Annotated in this window: 16 protein-coding genes and 1 tRNA gene; 2 read left to right on the top strand and 15 right to left on the bottom strand. The window is 31.6% G+C overall.

The genetic code is table 11. The annotated features are described in order from the left end of the window. Positions 1–19: 19 nt before the first annotated feature. From PP176A_RS13555 to polA, 4 genes are read right to left on the bottom strand one after another with little or no spacing between them, the layout of a single operon-like run. On the bottom strand, positions 20–1,774 hold the full coding sequence (locus PP176A_RS13555; RefSeq protein WP_071141007.1) for a peptide ABC transporter substrate-binding protein: 1,755 nt from the start codon (positions 1,772–1,774) through the stop codon (positions 20–22). Positions 1,775–1,787: 13 nt separating this feature from the next. Continuing rightward, on the bottom strand, positions 1,788–2,447 hold the full coding sequence (locus PP176A_RS13550; RefSeq protein WP_071141006.1) for a lytic transglycosylase domain-containing protein: 660 nt from the start codon (positions 2,445–2,447) through the stop codon (positions 1,788–1,790). A 20-nt stretch (positions 2,448–2,467) separates the two neighbouring features. After that, entirely contained in the window at positions 2,468–3,082 is a 615-nt protein-coding gene (coaE, locus tag PP176A_RS13545; protein ID WP_071141005.1) for a dephospho-CoA kinase, read from the bottom strand. Next, positions 3,069–5,732, bottom strand: coding sequence for a DNA polymerase I (gene polA / locus PP176A_RS13540; protein WP_071141010.1), 2,664 nt, complete (start codon positions 5,730–5,732; stop codon positions 3,069–3,071). Before polA ends, coaE begins: the two co-directional genes overlap by 14 nt. A gap of 161 nt (positions 5,733–5,893) precedes the next feature. On the opposite strand from polA, the gene PP176A_RS13535 reads away from it, so the two are divergent. After that, positions 5,894–5,979, top strand: a tRNA-Leu gene (locus tag PP176A_RS13535). Positions 5,980–6,358: 379 nt separating this feature from the next. Here the strand turns inward: PP176A_RS13535 and PP176A_RS13525 are convergent. Then, positions 6,359–6,610, bottom strand: coding sequence for a kinase to dihydroxyacetone kinase (locus PP176A_RS13525; protein WP_071141003.1), 252 nt, complete (start codon positions 6,608–6,610; stop codon positions 6,359–6,361). A gap of 764 nt (positions 6,611–7,374) precedes the next feature. Here PP176A_RS13525 and PP176A_RS13520 point away from each other — a divergent pair. Then, positions 7,375–7,959, top strand: a complete 585-nt coding sequence (locus PP176A_RS13520; protein WP_071141002.1) for a DJ-1/PfpI family protein — start codon at positions 7,375–7,377, stop codon at positions 7,957–7,959. 227 nt (positions 7,960–8,186) lie between these two features. Here the strand turns inward: PP176A_RS13520 and PP176A_RS13515 are convergent, their stop codons facing one another. The 10 genes from PP176A_RS13515 to PP176A_RS13470 form a co-directional block, all read right to left on the bottom strand. Continuing rightward, a complete protein-coding gene (locus PP176A_RS13515) occupies positions 8,187–9,875 on the bottom strand; it encodes an ABC transporter ATP-binding protein (protein ID WP_071141001.1) in 1,689 nt (562 codons plus the stop codon). 304 nt (positions 9,876–10,179) lie between these two features. After that, the gene (gene rpe, locus PP176A_RS13510; protein WP_071141000.1) at positions 10,180–10,848 is read right to left on the bottom strand and encodes a ribulose-phosphate 3-epimerase; all 669 of its coding nucleotides are present in this window, start codon (positions 10,846–10,848) and stop codon (positions 10,180–10,182) included. Between the two features lie 218 nt (positions 10,849–11,066). Then, positions 11,067–12,281, bottom strand: a complete 1,215-nt coding sequence (locus PP176A_RS13505) for a 6-phosphofructokinase (RefSeq protein WP_071140999.1) — start codon at positions 12,279–12,281, stop codon at positions 11,067–11,069. 55 nt (positions 12,282–12,336) lie between these two features. Beyond that, on the bottom strand, positions 12,337–12,627 hold the full coding sequence (locus PP176A_RS13500; RefSeq protein WP_071140998.1) for a preprotein translocase subunit YajC: 291 nt from the start codon (positions 12,625–12,627) through the stop codon (positions 12,337–12,339). 1 nt (position 12,628) lies between these two features. Continuing rightward, a complete protein-coding gene (locus PP176A_RS13495) occupies positions 12,629–13,045 on the bottom strand; it encodes a PTS sugar transporter subunit IIA (protein WP_071140997.1) in 417 nt (138 codons plus the stop codon). A gap of 11 nt (positions 13,046–13,056) precedes the next feature. Then, positions 13,057–14,193, bottom strand: a complete 1,137-nt coding sequence (locus PP176A_RS13490) for a mannitol dehydrogenase family protein (RefSeq protein WP_071140996.1) — start codon at positions 14,191–14,193, stop codon at positions 13,057–13,059. Position 14,194: 1 nt separating this feature from the next. Next, the gene (locus PP176A_RS13485; RefSeq protein ID WP_234958945.1) at positions 14,195–15,397 is read right to left on the bottom strand and encodes a mannitol dehydrogenase family protein; all 1,203 of its coding nucleotides are present in this window, start codon (positions 15,395–15,397) and stop codon (positions 14,195–14,197) included. A gap of 125 nt (positions 15,398–15,522) precedes the next feature. After that, positions 15,523–16,005 carry a PTS system mannose/fructose/N-acetylgalactosamine-transporter subunit IIB gene (locus PP176A_RS13480; RefSeq protein WP_071140995.1) on the bottom strand — a complete coding sequence of 161 codons (483 nt, stop codon included), beginning with the start codon at positions 16,003–16,005 and terminating at the stop codon, positions 15,523–15,525. Between the two features lie 14 nt (positions 16,006–16,019). Then, positions 16,020–16,658 carry a bifunctional 2-keto-4-hydroxyglutarate aldolase/2-keto-3-deoxy-6-phosphogluconate aldolase gene (locus tag PP176A_RS13475; RefSeq protein WP_071140994.1) on the bottom strand — a complete coding sequence of 213 codons (639 nt, stop codon included), beginning with the start codon at positions 16,656–16,658 and terminating at the stop codon, positions 16,020–16,022. Positions 16,659–16,687: 29 nt separating this feature from the next. Beyond that, on the bottom strand, positions 16,688–17,614 hold the full coding sequence (locus PP176A_RS13470) for a phosphoglycerate dehydrogenase (RefSeq protein WP_071140993.1): 927 nt from the start codon (positions 17,612–17,614) through the stop codon (positions 16,688–16,690). Between the last annotated feature and the right edge of the window lie 19 nt (positions 17,615–17,633).

Here is a 17,633-nt window from a genome sequence, read left to right as displayed (position 1 = left end):
TTATAATGATTTTAAAAAATTAATCAACATTTTTCTCCTGAAATTCCTTTGGTATATACCACTTCTCAATATTATAGTACAAATTATTAGACTGGGGATTTATATTTCCCTTAATATTTTTATCAATAAGCAGAGCTTCATTCCTAAAAAATAAACTTACATAAGGCAGATCTTCAAGTATCTTATCTTCCAATTTTCCATATGCTTTCTTTTTTTCTTCTCTGTTAGTTGCACTGAAAGCATCGAATAACAATTGATCCATTTCTTCATCGGAATATCTTATAAAATTAGTTCCATAATAAATTTGAGAAGAATGGAAAGCAAAAGATAAATCACATACATCTGATAGTTGCCATCCCATTAGAGCTATGTCAAAATCACCTTTCTTAATTTTTTGTGTATATTTTTGCCACTGTTCCTCTACTTCTTCATCTGTAATATTATTAGGAACATTATCTTCATAATCTTTAGTTGCATTTATGCCTATTGCTTTTAAATTTTCTACTATTAAATCAGCGGTTTTGAGTCTCAAAGGATTATAAGAGTTTGTAGTAACTTTTAAAGTCAAAGTCTTCCCATTTTCATCTTCTACAAAACCATCCCCGTTTTCGTCTTTATAACCGGCAGATGATAAAATTTCCTTAGCTTTATCTATGTTAAATCCATATATATTACTGTTGTCGGAAATAAGCCACGAATTAGGATATATGGGCAAGTCCACCTGGGTAGCATGACCCATATATACTTTTTGAATAATAGATTGTCTATCTATTCCATAAGCTATTGCTTTCCTTAATTCTTTTCCCTTTTCATCAGCAAAAACTTTTCTTGAAAAATTAAATCCTAAAAGTTCGTAGTTTTGAGATACATATTCAATAATTTTTACTCTCTTGCTTTGAAAATATTTTTCCCAATCTACACCTACTGAAGTAGTCAAATCCACTTGATTTGCTTCAAAAGATGTCATCGCCAAATCTTCGTCCTTCATTATTTCTCCAATTATAGTAGAAATATATGGTTTACCCTGCCACCAATTAGTATTTGCCTCAAGGTTAATGCTTTTAATTTTTTCGTATTTAGAAAATTTGTATGGTCCTGTCCCTATGGGAGTATAATTATCTTCAGCCAATGCAGCCTTATAAGAAGAACTATTTTCTCTTCCCTTTACAAAGATATGCCTTGGTATTATGGGAAAAGTTAAAATTTCCAGCCCATTGCTAAAAGCTCTGTCAAATACTATCTCTATATTATAGTCATCAATTATCTTTACGTCCATTATATGTCTCAAATCAGAAGAAGTATAAGATTTAAAATTACTTAAAATGCTGTTCTTATATATATTATCATTTCCTGCATATTTTAGAGTATCTATCGTAAATTTTACATCCTTAGCAGTAAATTTTTCTCCATCATGCCATACTACATTTTCTCTCAACTTTATTCCTATTACTTTTCCGTCTTCTTTTATCTCATAATTTTGAACCAATTGATTTTCAATGTTTAAATTTTTATCTAATTTAAATAATCCTTCAAAAATAAGTTTGCTAAAATTATAATAGCTTATATTTTCACTTATCAGCGGATTTAAAGTCTCAACAGTAGTCAACGGTACTCTTAAAGTCCCTCCGTACTCTGGTTTTTCTTCTTCTCCGCTTTCAATTTTTTCTTTATTATTATCTATAGTCCCTCCAACTTCATTCTTATTTTTACAGCCAACAGACAAGATTGTCAATACGACTAACAAAAATACCGCTGTTATTCTTCTAAATTTCAATTTTATTTCCTCCCTATCGGACTATCGTAACAAATTTTTTTAACAGTTTTTTAAAATTATTTATTAGATAAACAAAGTTATTTTTGATAAATCTTTCTTCTTCCATAAATCCATTTTTGTAAACTTTTCTATAAATTTCATTATATCGCAAAACTTTATTTACATATTCTTCTGTTTCTTTATAAGGTATTCGATCAAGAGTTTTACCGTCTTTACTATATTTTTCATCTTTTAACCACTTTGATACGTTTCCGCTTCCTCCATTATAGGCAGCAAGAACAAGACGGAGATCTCCATTGAATTCCTCTTGCAGAACATTCAAATACCAACATCCGACCATTATATTTGTTTCCGGTTCATATAATTTATCTAAAGTATAACCGTCAATATTCAATTCCGTAAAAGCCCATTCTCCTGTGACAAGGGATATTTGCATAAGCCCCCTGGCATCCTTATGAGATCTGGCGTCTTCGTCATATTTACTTTCAACATTGATAATAGCTGCAACCAAATAAGGATCAACGCCAAAATTTTTTGAGTATTTCTCAATATAATCTCCATAATTTACAGGGTACATCAGCCTTAGAAACAAATTACTCACAAAAAAAGCAATAAAAATAACAAACAGGATTTTAAAAATAATTTTTAATGTTTTATTAGATATTTTGAACAACTATACCACTCCATTTACTACTATAGAGATTTTACTAATTTTTCTACTATTTTTGTCAAGTGTTCTTTCCCATATTGGTTATCAATCAAACGTGTAGCGTATTTTCTTTTAAAATCCATAGACATTTGTGATTTAATCCGTTTCTCAGCTTCTTCCGACGAAATTTTATCCCTCATCATAAGCCTTTCTCTTTGCTCTTTTTCGCTTACAAATACCAGCCATATTTCATCATATTCTATTCCATATTTTTTTGAATTCTCTATTTCCTCTATAAGGAGAGGAATATCAAGAAATATTATTTCATCCCTTTGGGCATTAATCCTTATTTCCTGAATCATCTTCTTATATACTTCAGGATGAACCATCTCATTTAATTTTTTTCTTTTTTCTTCATCACCAAATATAATGCTTCCCAATTTTTTTCTATCTATAGATAAATCTTTTCTAAGAATGTCATCGCCGAAATATTCATGTATCTTTTCATAAGCGGATTCTCCAATGTCTGTTACTTTTCGTGAAATATCATCTGCGTCAATTACTGTATATCCTTTCTTTCTCAATATATCGGAAACCGTACTCTTACCCGAAGCTATTCCTCCGGTGATTCCTATAATCTTACATCTATTTTGTTTCATACCAACTTTCACCTACTTTTACATCAGCTTTTAAAGGAACATTTAGAACAGTAGATTTTTCCATTATATCCTTTAGCAATTTCATCACTTCATCCTTTTCTTCTTTCTCTGCTTCTACTATCAATTCATCATGGATCTGAAGTATCAATCTTGATTTTAATTTTCTCTTCTTAAGTTCATAATAGACATTAACCATCGCCACTTTTATTATATCTGCGGCACTTCCCTGAATAGGGGTATTCATAGCAATTCTTTCTCCAAAACTCCTTACATTAAAATTTTTGGAATTCAATTCGGGAATATATCTTCTTCTATGAAGTATAGTTTCAACATACCCCGTTTCCCTGCCTCTTTTCACTATATCATCCATATAGCTTTCTACCATACTATAATTTTCAAGATAATTTTTGATATATTCCTTTGCTTCTTTTCGAGATATATTTAAATTTCTTGAAAGGCCATAATCACTTATGCCATATATTATTCCAAAATTAACCGCCTTAGCTCTTCCTCTCATGGCAGGTGTTACATCTTCTTTTTTTACTTTAAAAACTTCGCTTGCGGTCCTTGTATGAATGTCTTCATCATGAAAAAATGATTCCTTTAATTTTGGATCGTCGGAGATATGAGCCAACACTCTCAGCTCTATTTGAGAATAATCTCCATCAACTAACAGATAATCATTATTTTCTGGAACAAAAGCCTTTCGTATTCTCTTTCCCTCTTCAGTTTTTACAGGTATATTCTGGAGATTTGGCTCGGTACTGCTTATTCTTCCTGTATTCGTAACTGTTTGATTAAAACTGGAATGAATTCTGCCAGTATTCTTATCAATTAAAGCAATAAATCCGTCAATATAGGTAGATTTTAATTTGACTAACTGTCTATATTTAAGGATATTATCAACTATGGAATGTTTATCCTTTAATTTTTCCAGCACTTCCGCATCTGTAGAATATCCGGTTTTTGTCTTTTTAATAACAGGAAGATTCAGTTTTTCAAATAATATTTCTCCCAATTGCTTTGGTGAATTTATATTAAATTCTTCTCCTGCTAAATCAAATATTTTATGTGTCAATTTTTCTATTTCTTCTTCAAATTCCTCTCCAAGACTTTTAAGTATATTTTCGTCTACTTTAAATCCATACCATTCCATGCTGGCCAATACCTCTATAAGGGGCAATTCTACATTGTTATAAAGTTCAGTCATACCAAAGCTTTCAATAAATCCCTCCATAGTATTTTCTAAGGAATAAACCATATTAAGTATGTTTGAAAAATATTCTGCTCTCTCCGATACGGATAAATCTTTAAAAGTCCTCTTGTTTTTCCCTTTCCCCAATATTTTTTCTTTATCTTCAATATTTACATTCAAATATTTTTCAGATAATTTTCCAATACTATAATCCGTTTGAGAAGGATTAATTAAATATTGCGCAATGGCACTATCAAATGTAATATTTTTAATATCTATTCCCATCCTAAATAATCCTAAGATATCTCCCTTTAAGTCATGACCTATCTTTTCTATATCATCTCTCTCAAAATATTCTTTAAAATTATGCTTAAATTCATCTATTAAAGAAGGTTCTCCCAAAAAATCCAAATATAACGAAGGAAAATCATTACATTTTAAGGCAACTCCTAATATCTCATCTTTTATATAATCCGAATCCTCAAATACAAATTTAAAAGAAAATTTCTTTTCCTTATCTATTCCCTTTAAGATTGTATTAATATTATCTTTTCCTCCTATAAAGTATTCCGATCTATAGATATTCTTATTATTGTGTTCAATTTCATCTTCCGGAATCTTATTAATTAAGCTTTTGAATTCCAATTTCTCATAAATTTCTTTTAATTGTTTGAAATCAGCTTTTCTGACTTTCAGATCTTCCAATTTAATATCCAGCGGAACATTTGTTATTATTTCAGATAATTTCCTGCTCATAAATGCTCCTTGTTTATATTCTATTAAAGAATTTTTAACTTTATTTCCGGAAACCTCATCTATATGTTCAAAAATATTTTCAATGGAGCCGAACTGCTTTATAAGTTTAATTCCCGTTTTTTCTCCAATTCCGGGAACCCCCGGAATATTATCGGACTGATCTCCCATAAGGCCTTTTAAATCTATAAATTGTTGGGAAGTAATTCCATATCGTTCTTCCATTTTTTTCTCGTCATATTCTTCTAATTGAGTTATTCCCTTTCTGACTAAAAGAACTTTGGAATGAGGAGAAACAAGCTGAAGATAATCCTTATCCCCTGACACCAATATAACTTCCATATTGTTTTCTTTTCCTATATTGCATACAGTGCCTGCAATGTCATCAGCTTCATATCCATCTGTTTCAATAAAGGTAACATTCATTGCTTTTAACACTTCTTTGAGTATGGGGAACTGTATAGACAATTCATTAGGCATCTGCTGCCTATTTGCCTTATATTTATCAAATTCTATATGCCTGAAAGTTGGCCCTTTCTTGTCAAAAGCTATACATATATAATCCAGGTCATATTCATCCTTTATCTTATAAAACATAGTCAAAAATCCATATACCCCATTAGTATATATTCCATCTTTTGTAGACAAAAGAGGCAGCGCATAAAAAGCCCTATATAAAAGGCTGCTTCCATCAATTATCATGAGTTTATCCAAAAAATCATCTCCCCATATTCTTATATAAGCTATTATTTTTTAACAGCTTCATAATAAGTATATCCTAAAAAAAATAATCAGTAAACAATTTAAAATAATATCTTGATTTTTGTTTTGTTATATGTTAACATATTTTTTGTAACCGTTAAGCCGAAGTGATGGAATTGGCAGACGTGCTGGACTCAAAATCCAGTGGGGCTTAAACCTCGTGCGGGTTCGACTCCCGCCTTCGGCATTATTACTATTCGCACAGACTATGATTTTTAAAAAATAAGTAGGGACAAATAATCCCTACTATTTTTATTTTATTATTTATTGTCAATAAAGCCTTTGTAAAAAAATTATATAATGTTTTTTTAATCATAATAAGATCATTTTTTGTCACTTCTTCCATTGGTTCTTTTCCATTAAAATGATGCATTACTACAGTATTACCATATTTATTTTGATCTGTTGAAGTCAAACTTTCATTTTTTTGCTGAAATTCCAATAAAATTTTGACTTTCTTTTATTATTGTTTTTTATAAATTAAAATTCAGATATTTCCAGTCAAAAAAAGGCCCAAATTAATGGGCCCTTTTGTTTATCCTAATTTCTCTCATATATAATTGTGTTTAGCCTTTTAGGCCATTGGTTTGTCGTTCCATATTTTCTATGACAACATCATAAACATCGCCCAGTGAAGCACAATATTCAAGCACTTTCCAAGGAGTATTCGTGTGAAAATGAATTTTTATCGTCTCTTCACTGCCGACCGCTAATAAACAATCTCCCTTTATATTTTTGGTAATATATTCACCAATTTTATCCTCAGAAAGATTCTTCCCATCTATTAATAGTTGCGTATCATATTTAAATTCAAGCATACTTACCCTCCTATTTTTATACTTATACATCCAAGTTATAGTTTTAATTCCTCATAGATATTCTGATACCCTGTATAATCTTTTGTATTCGGTTCTGCAACTCCTGGTTTCAATTCCTCATAGGTATTCTGATACTTCCCGCATACGAAACTCCGACGACGGAAGAGTTGTTGTTTCAATTCCTCATAGGTATTCTGATACCTTGCTGACTATACCACCTTTGGCAAGGCCAAACGCGTTTCAATTCCTCATAGGTATTCTGATACTCATTTATTTATTGATATTACTATACTTCTCTTTTTTTGTCAAATCAACAAATATTGTATGTTTATCACTTAATCTTGGCATACGTATTGGATTTGCTTATGTTTATAAAAAAATAAATTATTGTCGAACCCCGGTAGTTTTTACATTATTGGAGGTCGACGATAAAAATTTCAATAAAAGGGTCAAAATTAATTTTAACCCTTTTGAAAGGAGATGACTATATGCAGTTTTTTTTCTGGAATTTTCATCACATATATAATATAGAGTTGTTTGAAATTTGGTTGCTATGAGCTTGTTAAATTTATTAATTTAAAATTTTTCTATTGCTATAGTCCGCCACTATATGGTAAGCAATCTGGATATTAAGTTGGTACAAATATACTGCCACGCTTTCGGCTTAGAATAACTTTGTTAAATAAGCCAATTACAATGCAATTGACTTATTTTGTTTTATATGATAGTTTCAAAGTACAAAATATGTTGGGAGGATTGTTTTCATGGATATAAATATTTTGTTGTTTCCCGATTTTGAAACATTGGATGCATTTGGACCTGTGGAAATTTTGAGCCGTATCGAAGAATACCATATGCACTATATTTCAATTAATGGTGGTATTATTAAAAGTAGACAAGGGACAAATGTTTTCACCACACCGTTAGAGAATGCTGATTTTTATGGTATACTCTTAGTTCCAGGCGGGCAAGGTGCGCGGCCTTTAGTCACGGATATAAAATTTATTGAAAAACTAACGCAAATCGCCGCTCAGTCAACATATTGCCTAACGGTATGCACTGGTTCTGCTCTTTTAGCAAAAACAAATCTACTGGATGGTAAAAAAGCAACTTCAAATAAAAGAGCCCTTAAGTGGGTAAAATCAGTAAACTCAAATGTAGACTGGATTACCCATGCAAGATGGGCAGTAGATGGGAAATTTTATACTTCCTCTGGTATATCGGCAGGAATGGATATGGCACTCGGATTTATTGCTGAAAGATTTGGTGTAAATAAAGCAAAAGAAATTGCAGATAGTATTGAATATATATGGAATTCTGATAAAGATAATGACCCATTTGCTAAGTAGTTTGTCTTTGTGGACAATTTATCCTAAAACCGCTTAAAAATAACCTTAAAGTTCAGTATTCAGAAAAATTTTGTTTTAACGGTTTTGTATATATTATAATAATAGTTGGTAAGCAATGCCTCCGTACGTATACGGAGGCATCTTCATCAGATTTGCCTATTGGCCGACAAAACTATTTCTATTCTATCAAAACGGGTTAACTTTATATACCATTCTTAATACAAAAATTATTTGTTTACCGTTGCATAATACAATTCTCTGAAATATGGATTGTTTTCCAACAACTCTTGAAATTTACCTTGTCCTATAATATCTCCATTTTTGAATACAACAATGCGTTCAAAGTTCTTTATTGAATTCAAACGATGAGCTGTTACAATTACAGTTTTTTCTTTCAATAAATCCATAACGTGATTCATGACGTTTTCTTCCGTTATATTATCCATTGCAGAAGTAGCTTCATCCAACAGAATTATATTTGCCTTTGAAAACCACAAACGCCCTAAAGCTATTCTCTGTCTTTCCCCACCTGATAAGGATATTCCCTTTTCGCCTAATTCCGTACCCAATCCATCTTTTAGTTTATAATACAACCCCGACAGTTCAACTTGATTTAGAACATTAACAATTTCTTTATCATCTACATTTTTATTAAACACAAGATTCTCTCTCAAAGTTCCATCAAAGATAGACGACTCTTGGGGAACATAATCAATATAGTCATAATAGCTATTTAGATCTATTCTTGACAGATCATAGTCATCTACCAATATCTTACCTCCACCAGGTTTCAGCAGTCCCGCGAGAAGTTTAATCAGCGTTGATTTTCCTGAACCGCTTTCTCCTACAAACGCAATTTTCTCACCGGAATTAACAGTTAAGTTCAAATTGTTAAATATCAATCTATTTCCATATAAAAATTTTAATCCGTAAAAAGAAATATTTCCTCTAAGAGCGGGAATCATTTTACCTTTTCCGAATTGATAATCGTTATCCAAATCCAAAAAATCCGTATAACGCTTAAATGCTCCTTTGTCCAGTTTATACTGAACATATAAAACGTTAAATATAGCAATAGGAATATATGCATTATCAACTAAAGATATCAATGCAACAACAGCACCTATTCCAAAGGATTTTGTAATCCATCCGTAAACAATTACAGCAACTTTAACAGATATGACCATCAATTCAAAAATAGTAAAAAAAGCTTCATGAATAAGAGTCATTTTTACCTTTGAACCTACTATTTCTTTTTCAGCAAACTTTGCCTTTTCTATTTCATAATTAAATCTTTTGTTTATCCTAAAAATGACCATTTCCATAAATCCTCTGACAAGAAAATGATTCATCTCCTCTTCGTTTAACAAAATATGTTCTTTAATCCGATATAACCTTTTAAGAAGTAAATTTGTAACAATAAAAATGAAAATATAACCAATAAGTATTACCCACATAATAATCTTATTAATTCTATAAATAAAAATCATACTGAACAAAATAGATGGAATCAATTTTCTTGTTAATTCAAAAATAAAATCAAATAACATACTTTTCCCAGCGGAAGAACCGTTCTCAATTTTCTGAACCAATTTACCGGTGCCCATTGTTTGATATGATTTATAATCCACGCGGCTAATCTTCTTCAATGCCTCTATTTTCAAATCAAGAAAAATGCTGTGTTCTAATTTACGTCCCGGATACTCATCTAAATAACTTAAGACACATAGCATGACAAGAACAAAGGCATATATTATAATAACAGATGCTGTTAAGGACCTGTCATTAAATTTATTTATTAAAGTTTGAAAATAGCTTGCAGTAAAATTTTCTAAAAAAGCCAGTAATATACCTAATAATAGATAGCTGCCAACCAATAGTTTATTCTTCTTTACAATTTTCATCAAGTAATTCATAACTGTACTCCTTCTTTCTCCGAAATTTATAATTATCTCATCTCAGAACAGTACAGTTGTGACTGCTGACAGATATTTTCTTTATAGCTCAGTACAATCTGCCAACAAATTATATCAACTGTACTGAGCAGTTACCCTGTTTAATTCTCATTTTGAATTCACTTCCTTCCTAAATATAAAACAAATGATATTTCTATTATACTTATTCTTGATAAAAAAACCAATAAATTAACCCTACTTAAATCGAAATTTATCACCACAAAAATAGTGGATAAAACACTTATCCACCATTCTTATATCAACATCAATCCATTATTTGCGCCTTTAGCCGATATACCCCATTCCGGATATTCTTACGATTTGAAAAAATGCTGGAAGTTCCGGCTACAAAAATGTTAGCACCGGCTTTTTTCATTCTGCGAGAATTTTCAAAACTTACATTTCCGTCAACCTCAATTTCGATAGATTTATAGCCTTTTATATCCAAATAATGCCTTAATCTTCCGATTTTATTTAACATTGCCGGTATCATCTTCTGACCTGCAAATCCGGGATTTACAGTCATAATTAGTACAACGCCAATATCATCAAGGATATCTTCTATACAGCAAATCGGTGTAGACGGATTCAAAGCTATTGATGGCGTTACACCTAAATCTTTAATCTTTTCAAGAACCCTTTGTACATGTGTTGTCGATTCATAATGTATTGAAACAATATCTCCTTCTCTAATATTAAAAAAATCCAATTTTCTTTCAGGGTTTTCGACCATTAAATGAATATCAAAGGGCAAATCTGTAATTTTTCTTATGGAATTCATAAAATCTGGACCAAAAGTATAATTGGGGACAAAATTCCCATCCATTATGTCAAAATGTAAATAATCAACATTACTTGCTTTTAGAAGCTTTATATCCTCTTCGATATTCGTAAAATCGATACACATTAGTGATGGGGAAATTTTTGATGTCATTTTAATGTCATTTTTACCTCCTTTAACTCTCCATTCAAAATTTAATATTGAAATAATATTAATAAATAGTTACAATGTAATATCTTTCCAATAGAATATTCAATTGTAAGTTTAGTATTATAAATCCGGTATCTTAATAAAATAGCAACTTAAAATGTAACTCATAGTAAGGTTATCATCTACTACTATTTCTACAATTATATTTATATACTTAAAAATTATATTAATTTTGTATATATAGGTAGTCCATTCTTATAATCAAGTTGCGGAATACCTTTAATAAGAGGTATAAAATAATCCAATGCCCCTTTATCAACATGATTTCCTTCTTCAACAATCCACTCTTGCGGAAAATATCTTATCCGGTTAGCTACCAATTCCACATTTGTAGATTCCATCAAACATTTATAAGGATTGTTACTGATCCTTTTAAATGTTACCATGACTCCGTTTTGTCCCTCACGGGCAAGGTTTAGTGCATAAGCACCGGCATTATAAGCTTCTCTAATATCTGTCAAAGATGCACAATGCATAGCACACCTTTGTATAACCCCAAGTTCGAGAACTTTTACCCTTTTAGTAATCCCAAAATCAATTATAATTTTTCTCAGCAGATTTCCGACACCTCCCAATTGCTTATGTTCAAAATTATCATGGGACACAACTTCATTTTCGGCAATAAATTTTCCTTCTTCATTTTTTATTCCTTCCGAAACAACAATATAAACCTTCTTTTGTTCTTTATATTTTTCTTTAACTTTTTCTAAAAACTGTTCTATGCTAAAATACATCTCCGGCAGATAAATAAAATCTACTACTGGTTTTCCGTCTAATTTGGCTAATATAGCTGAAGCCCCTAACCATCCGGTATCTCTGCCCATAGTTTCTAAAATAAATATTCCGTTATTTAAGTAAACGGAAAAGTCCAAATAAGTTTCAAGTACTGTTGTGGCAATTAATTTCGCAGCCGAACCAAAGCCGGGAGTATGATCTGTCATAAGAAGATCGTTATCGATAGTTTTTGGTATGCCTATAAATTTTATTTGACTATCAATTTTTATACTATAATCGGATAATTTCTTTACTGTATCCATTGAATCATTACCGCCTACGTAAAAGAAAGTATCTATATTTAATTTTTTGAAAATCTTAAAGAGTTTTAAATAATCCTCTTCGGAATTATTGAAATCTTTCAACCTGTATCGGCAGGAACCTATCCCGGAAGAAGGAGTGTATTTAAAATTCTTTATATTTTTATAATCCGTTTCTGTTAGATTTATTATACGGTTATCTAATATTCCTTCTATACCATTTAACCCGCAATAAACATTGTCAAAATATTTCAGTTTTAAATTTCCTTCAAAAACTCCCGTAACAGATGCGTTTATCACTGCTGTTGGGCCTCCGGACTGTGCTATCATACAATTTTTCATAATAATTCAGCTCCCATTCTACAAAACTAATTTAATTATTTATAAATCAAACAATTTAACCCTTAAAAATTGATTGTATAGCATAGCGAGAGCAAGTTATTTCAACTCCCTCAGCAATTTGAATCTTAATAAATTCACCTTCATTTGTTTTAACTTTACCAATAATCCCATTTGCAAGTAAAACATTTATTCCGGGTTTGATTTCACCTTGTAATAATTTAAACTTCTCCTCCGCTTTTTTTAAACGCAGTCTCCTTACAAAATCAGAAATAATCCACCAAATTATTAAAATAATTCCGACCACTAATGAGTCGTTAACAAATTTATCCCATATAATATTATTCATTTTATATTTCTAACCTTTCTCTTAAACTAAAACTGGTTTTCAGCGCAAGTTGCAATAATTCTTTTACCATTTCATCCAATGTCTTTGTTTTGTCACTTCTTAAACATAAAGCCTCTATAAGAATGGGCAAATTTACACCTACAATACATTCAATCCGACAATATTCTTTCAAATTTTTTATAGCAAGGGCAACCTTATTACAAGGAGTTCCTCCGAACATATCCACAAATACCAGGACGCCATCTCCTTCATTAATTTCCTTAATATTTGTAACAATTTTATCATATAAATCATCGATATTATCCCCGTGAAACAAACCAATTGTGCGTAATTGTTCCGTTTTACCGTATACCAATAATGCACTTTCTTTAAGAGCATCCGCCAAGGGACCATGTGTAACGATTAATATTTGTACCATATTGCTGCCTCCTAACGATTATTTTCAAGCAATCTAAATAATTTAATATGATCTCTGTCTTCAATAATTTTATTATAAAATGCTTCGATTTTCTTAATTAGTTCATTTTCTTCATCTGTATCCAAAATCTTTGCCAGTTCTTGTAAAGGAGTCCCTGACATTAACGGTTCTCTCCCATTACCAGACAGTTCTTTCCAATATGTTAATGCAGCAGCAGCATTTAAATACAAAATGTCAGCATTACCGCCATGATCCTCTATTATCTTCATAGGGGCAATAATTCTTTCCGTCTTTCCCAACTTTCTAAATGCATCCCGTCCATTTTTAATGACATAGTCAAGTATATTTCTGTTCTTAAATTTTGTTAAAGCTTTATTTGCAAAAGTCTCCTGCTCTTTTAACGAAATATTGAAATATTCAGCAAGAGCCGGATTTAATTCCTTTAAAAGCAGATCCATTATATAGGAAATTTCCTCATCATTAGCCGCTTCTCCATAAATACTGTAACCTTTGAGATATCCTAAATATGAGATAATACCTGCTAAAGCGTTATAGGTATATATTTTTCTTTTTAAAAAATTTTCAAAGTTATGAACCGGCACAGCACCTTTTAAATTAAGACCTGTAGTTAACTCATCACAGTCGTAAGGATAATATGTTTCGTTTTGAGAAAAAATATCTAAACGTGTACCCTTCACATTGACCGTTGAACAAAATACTGCAGTCTGGCTCACCAAATAGTTATTTTGAGTTGTATGCTTTTTTATTTCATCACGTAAAACACGGGCCGGATTAATGCCATTTTCATTTGTTATTATAATTGCTTTGTTTTTTCTGAAATTCAACGATGACACTATATAAGGCGCTACATATTTTAAATTTTGTTCTCCCACAGCGGTAAAAATCAAATCCGCCTGGCTTATTAAAGGAATCACCTGATCATCCAAATAATACGCATTAAATCCCGATACAACAAAAGGAGTCCTATCTTGATCATAAAAATGTATGTTAAAAAACTTATCTTCATTTAATTTACTAATCAGCTCCCTGTTAATTTCAACAAAAGAAATATCATAATTCTTATCAACCAGATATCTTGCTATATACCCCCGTCCTGTCTGCCCTGCTCCAAATATTACGGCTTTCATTTTAGCCCTCCTTTATCCAACCTTTTGATTTCAATTTATCAACGGCTTCGTGAATCATTTGCCTCAATTTTTTATCCTCATAACTATCCGTTAATTCGGAAATATTTGCTAAAATATAGTCAATGCCTTTTTCTTTTCGCATTTTCTGAAGTTCTACGGAACCTTTGTCCGTCGGCTCATCATAATAAAGAGCCGCTGCAGTGGCCAAAGCAATTGCTTTCGGGCTGCCTCCGGATCGAATGGAAATCAATCCGCAACCTATCAACCTGTCCTCTTTTCGCAGTTTTCTTAAGGGATCTCTTGCAATGCGTGTAACTAAGTCAATTATATTACGGTCTTGATATTTATTTTTTGCTCTAATGGAGAATTTGCACTGACTTTCTTCATCAATGTTCATTCCTTTAATCAGTGCATCATTAATTTCTCTATAAGCTTCCTCTAAAATAGGAACAATATCAGGATGATTAGCCGCATCCGCAACATATTTGATTCCTTTTAAATGTCCTAAATATGCTACTAAAGCAACACTGGTATTGTTAGTATAAAGTTTCTGTTTTAACAGATTTCCAAAATCATCGATAAAATCAAAATACTTTAATCTTGGTATCTCTCCTTTAATGCGGGATTTATCCACCGGTAAATATTTAAAATTTTGAACCCAGGTATCGGCCGGATTATCCGGAATGCCATCTGGTGAGCCCGTCCCGGTAGTTAAAATAACTCCTTCCGTAATACCCACATTATTTTGGAAGACCTTTTTTCCCTCTTCGGTTAATTGTTCCAAAGTTGTTCGATTCAAATCATCAGCCGGATTTACCCAATTTTCACATGTTATTATATTAGATTTCTTAACCTTACCGGCATCATAAAGAACTTTAAACGCTTTTCCTATATTTTTACCTAAACTTGGTAAATTTTTTCCTCCGACAGCACTAAAAATTAAATCCGCTTCACTCCACTCTTTAGCTAATCTTCCAACATCATTAATCAAATAAGCTCTAACGTTTGTTACATGAGTATCTAACTCAGGATAACCCATAACGTGTATAGTATATCTCCCACATTTATTAAGCAGATTGACTAATTCTTGATTGCTATCAAAATGAATACATTCAACAGAGTTTTCAAATAGCAGTTGTGTCACGAAACCTCTCCCGATACGGCCGGAACCCAATATTAATGCTTTGATATTTAGATTATTCATTAAAGTCATTACCCCTTTGCTGAATTTTATTTGATTGTATTAAAATGACTAAATTCTCCGCCATTTTTAAATATACATAAAATATTTTATGCATAAATAAAACCAAAATGGCGGAAAAAACTATATTACTTAACAATATCCTTTAAGTTAATGGGTTCATTATCAGGAATTATTTGAATAAAAACCTTTACACCTTTCCTTCCAAGATTCTTCATTACATCAATTTCTTGCTCATTTGCAGAAATATTTTTATAGAAAGGTTTCCTATCCCTTCTTGCTCCCATTCCACCAATTCCTACCGACTTGATTTTTACACCTTTTTCCACTAAAGACAGTACCGGCATTGGAGTTTTAACTAAAATAAAAGTCTTTTCATTTACATTGGATGGCTCTTTTTTTAAATAGTCTGCGGCTGATTCTTCGTCAAGAATATTTAACGTAATTTTAGGAGGTATGACATTTTTCATTATCATTATTGAAAATGAATCCTTAGCGACCTGATTATCAACGATAACAACTTCCGTCGCTTGAGTATATTGAATCCAAGCAGTCATAACTTGTCCATGTATTAATCTGTCATCAATCCTCGTAAATACAATATTTTTCATTGAATTTATTCCTCCTACTTAATATTATTGTAATTCTTTACAATTTCAGAAAAATATTTTGCATTTCCAATAATACCCTCTTCACCGCTTGCCCTTGTCAATGCTCCTCCTAAAGCTATACACATGGCTCCCGCATCCAACCAATCATTAACGTTGTCCTTAGACATTCCTCCGCTGATAATAAAATTAGCTTGAGGAAATGGAGCTTTTAAATCCTTGATTACTCTGGGTTTAAGCATTGTGGCAGGGAATAATTTCAAAATATCACAGCCCCATTCTAATGCAGTTTGAACATCTTCAGGGGTAAAAACCCCCGGTATATAAACCTTTCTGTATAAATTGCATATTCTTGCTACGCCTTTATCAAAATTCGGAGATATAATATATTCTGCCCCTGCAAGTATTGCTTCCCTGCAACTTATTTCATCCAACACCGTTCCGGCTCCGATTAAAGTATCACTTCCGTCAAAATATGCACTTAACTTACTTATTATCTCAATCGCCTTCGGAACGGTTAACGTAATTTCAATTAAGTTAATTCCTCCATCGGATATTTGTTTAACAACATCTATCGCTCTTTCAGCATCATCCGTCCTAATTACGGACACAAACTTTTCCTTTCTCATTTTATTCAATACATCAATTTTATCCATAGTTAATAATTCCTCCCATTAATATTTCTTTATTTTCCGTTAAAAAAATCAATTATATTCTTTGCCGAGACATAGGACATCTTATCTACTGCTCCTTTACTGACTGCCGCATTATGGGGAGTCATTACGACATTATCGTATTTGGCAAATCTTAAATCAATATTCGGTTCATCTTTGTGAACATCAAAGGCATAGCCGAATATTTTTCCTTTTTCCAAATTGGCCAAGACTTCTTCGGTGTCAATCAAATCGGCACGAGCCGTATTTATTATTACTACTCCTTCCTTCATAAGCTCAAATTCCCTCTTTGACAATAAAGGCTTGTCACTATTCAGGGATGGTAAATGCAAAGTAATTATATGCGACTCTTTCAGCAATGTATCTAATGAAACTTTATGAATCTTATATCTGTTACAAAATTCATCATCATAAAATAAATCATATGAAATCAGCTTACAGCCAAAATTACTCAATCTTTTTGCTACTTCTCTTCCGATAGAGCCTAACCCTATGATACCTACCGTGCTGTTATTTACATCTATCCCGACTTCTTTACTCCATTTGTTGTTTCTCACAGATCTATTTGCGACAGAAATTTTCCTTACAATATTTATAATCAAACCAACGGCATATTCAGCCACTGCTACATTATTACAATTTTTTGCGGTTCTTAATTCAATACCTTTTTCTTTCAAATACTCAGTATCAATATTGTCAATTCCTACGCCATACCTCGATACAATTTTTAATTTTTTAGCATGATCAATGACATTTTTATTAAGTGATTCGGTAGACAATATAACCCCATCCACATCCTTTATCTCCTCAATAAATTCTCCTTCATTCATCATCCTATGATACTTATTTTTTATAATCTCAAAGTTATTATCAGCTAACAATTTTTCTGCATCATCGCTGTATTTTCCAAAACTATTTGAAGTTATCAAAACTTTCACAATAAATTCCTCCTTAACT

The organism is Sporanaerobacter sp. PP17-6a (genome assembly GCF_900095615.1).
In the GTDB taxonomy this organism is placed as follows: Bacteria; Bacillota; Clostridia; order Tissierellales; family Acidilutibacteraceae; genus Acidilutibacter; species Acidilutibacter cellobiosedens.
The sequence above is the reverse complement of the archived record's forward strand: the minus strand, read 5'-3'. Positions and strand labels throughout refer to the sequence as shown.

What these genes read in the sequence shown, in the direction of transcription:
- PP176A_RS13475 (WP_071140994.1), bottom strand. Translation starts at nt 16,658, where the DNA reads ATGGATAAAATTGATGTATTGAATAAAATGAGAAAGGAAAAGTTTGTG.
- PP176A_RS13505 (WP_071140999.1), bottom strand. Translation starts at nt 12,281, where the DNA reads ATGAAAAATTGTATGATAGCACAGTCCGGAGGCCCAACAGCAGTGATA.
- coaE (WP_071141005.1), bottom strand. Translation starts at nt 3,082, where the DNA reads ATGAAACAAAATAGATGTAAGATTATAGGAATCACCGGAGGAATAGCT.
- PP176A_RS13480 (WP_071140995.1), bottom strand. Translation starts at nt 16,005, where the DNA reads ATGAAAAATATTGTATTTACGAGGATTGATGACAGATTAATACATGGA.
- PP176A_RS13525 (WP_071141003.1), bottom strand. Translation starts at nt 6,610, where the DNA reads ATGCTTGAATTTAAATATGATACGCAACTATTAATAGATGGGAAGAAT.
- PP176A_RS13495 (WP_071140997.1), bottom strand. Translation starts at nt 13,045, where the DNA reads ATGGTACAAATATTAATCGTTACACATGGTCCCTTGGCGGATGCTCTT.
- polA (WP_071141010.1), bottom strand. Translation starts at nt 5,732, where the DNA reads ATGATAATTGATGGAAGCAGCCTTTTATATAGGGCTTTTTATGCGCTG.
- rpe (WP_071141000.1), bottom strand. Translation starts at nt 10,848, where the DNA reads ATGACATCAAAAATTTCCCCATCACTAATGTGTATCGATTTTACGAAT.
- PP176A_RS13520 (WP_071141002.1), top strand. Translation starts at nt 7,375, where the DNA reads ATGGATATAAATATTTTGTTGTTTCCCGATTTTGAAACATTGGATGCA.
- PP176A_RS13500 (WP_071140998.1), bottom strand. Translation starts at nt 12,627, where the DNA reads ATGAATAATATTATATGGGATAAATTTGTTAACGACTCATTAGTGGTC.
- PP176A_RS13515 (WP_071141001.1), bottom strand. Translation starts at nt 9,875, where the DNA reads ATGAATTACTTGATGAAAATTGTAAAGAAGAATAAACTATTGGTTGGC.
- PP176A_RS13490 (WP_071140996.1), bottom strand. Translation starts at nt 14,193, where the DNA reads ATGAAAGCCGTAATATTTGGAGCAGGGCAGACAGGACGGGGGTATATA.
- PP176A_RS13485 (WP_234958945.1), bottom strand. Translation starts at nt 15,397, where the DNA reads ATGAATAATCTAAATATCAAAGCATTAATATTGGGTTCCGGCCGTATC.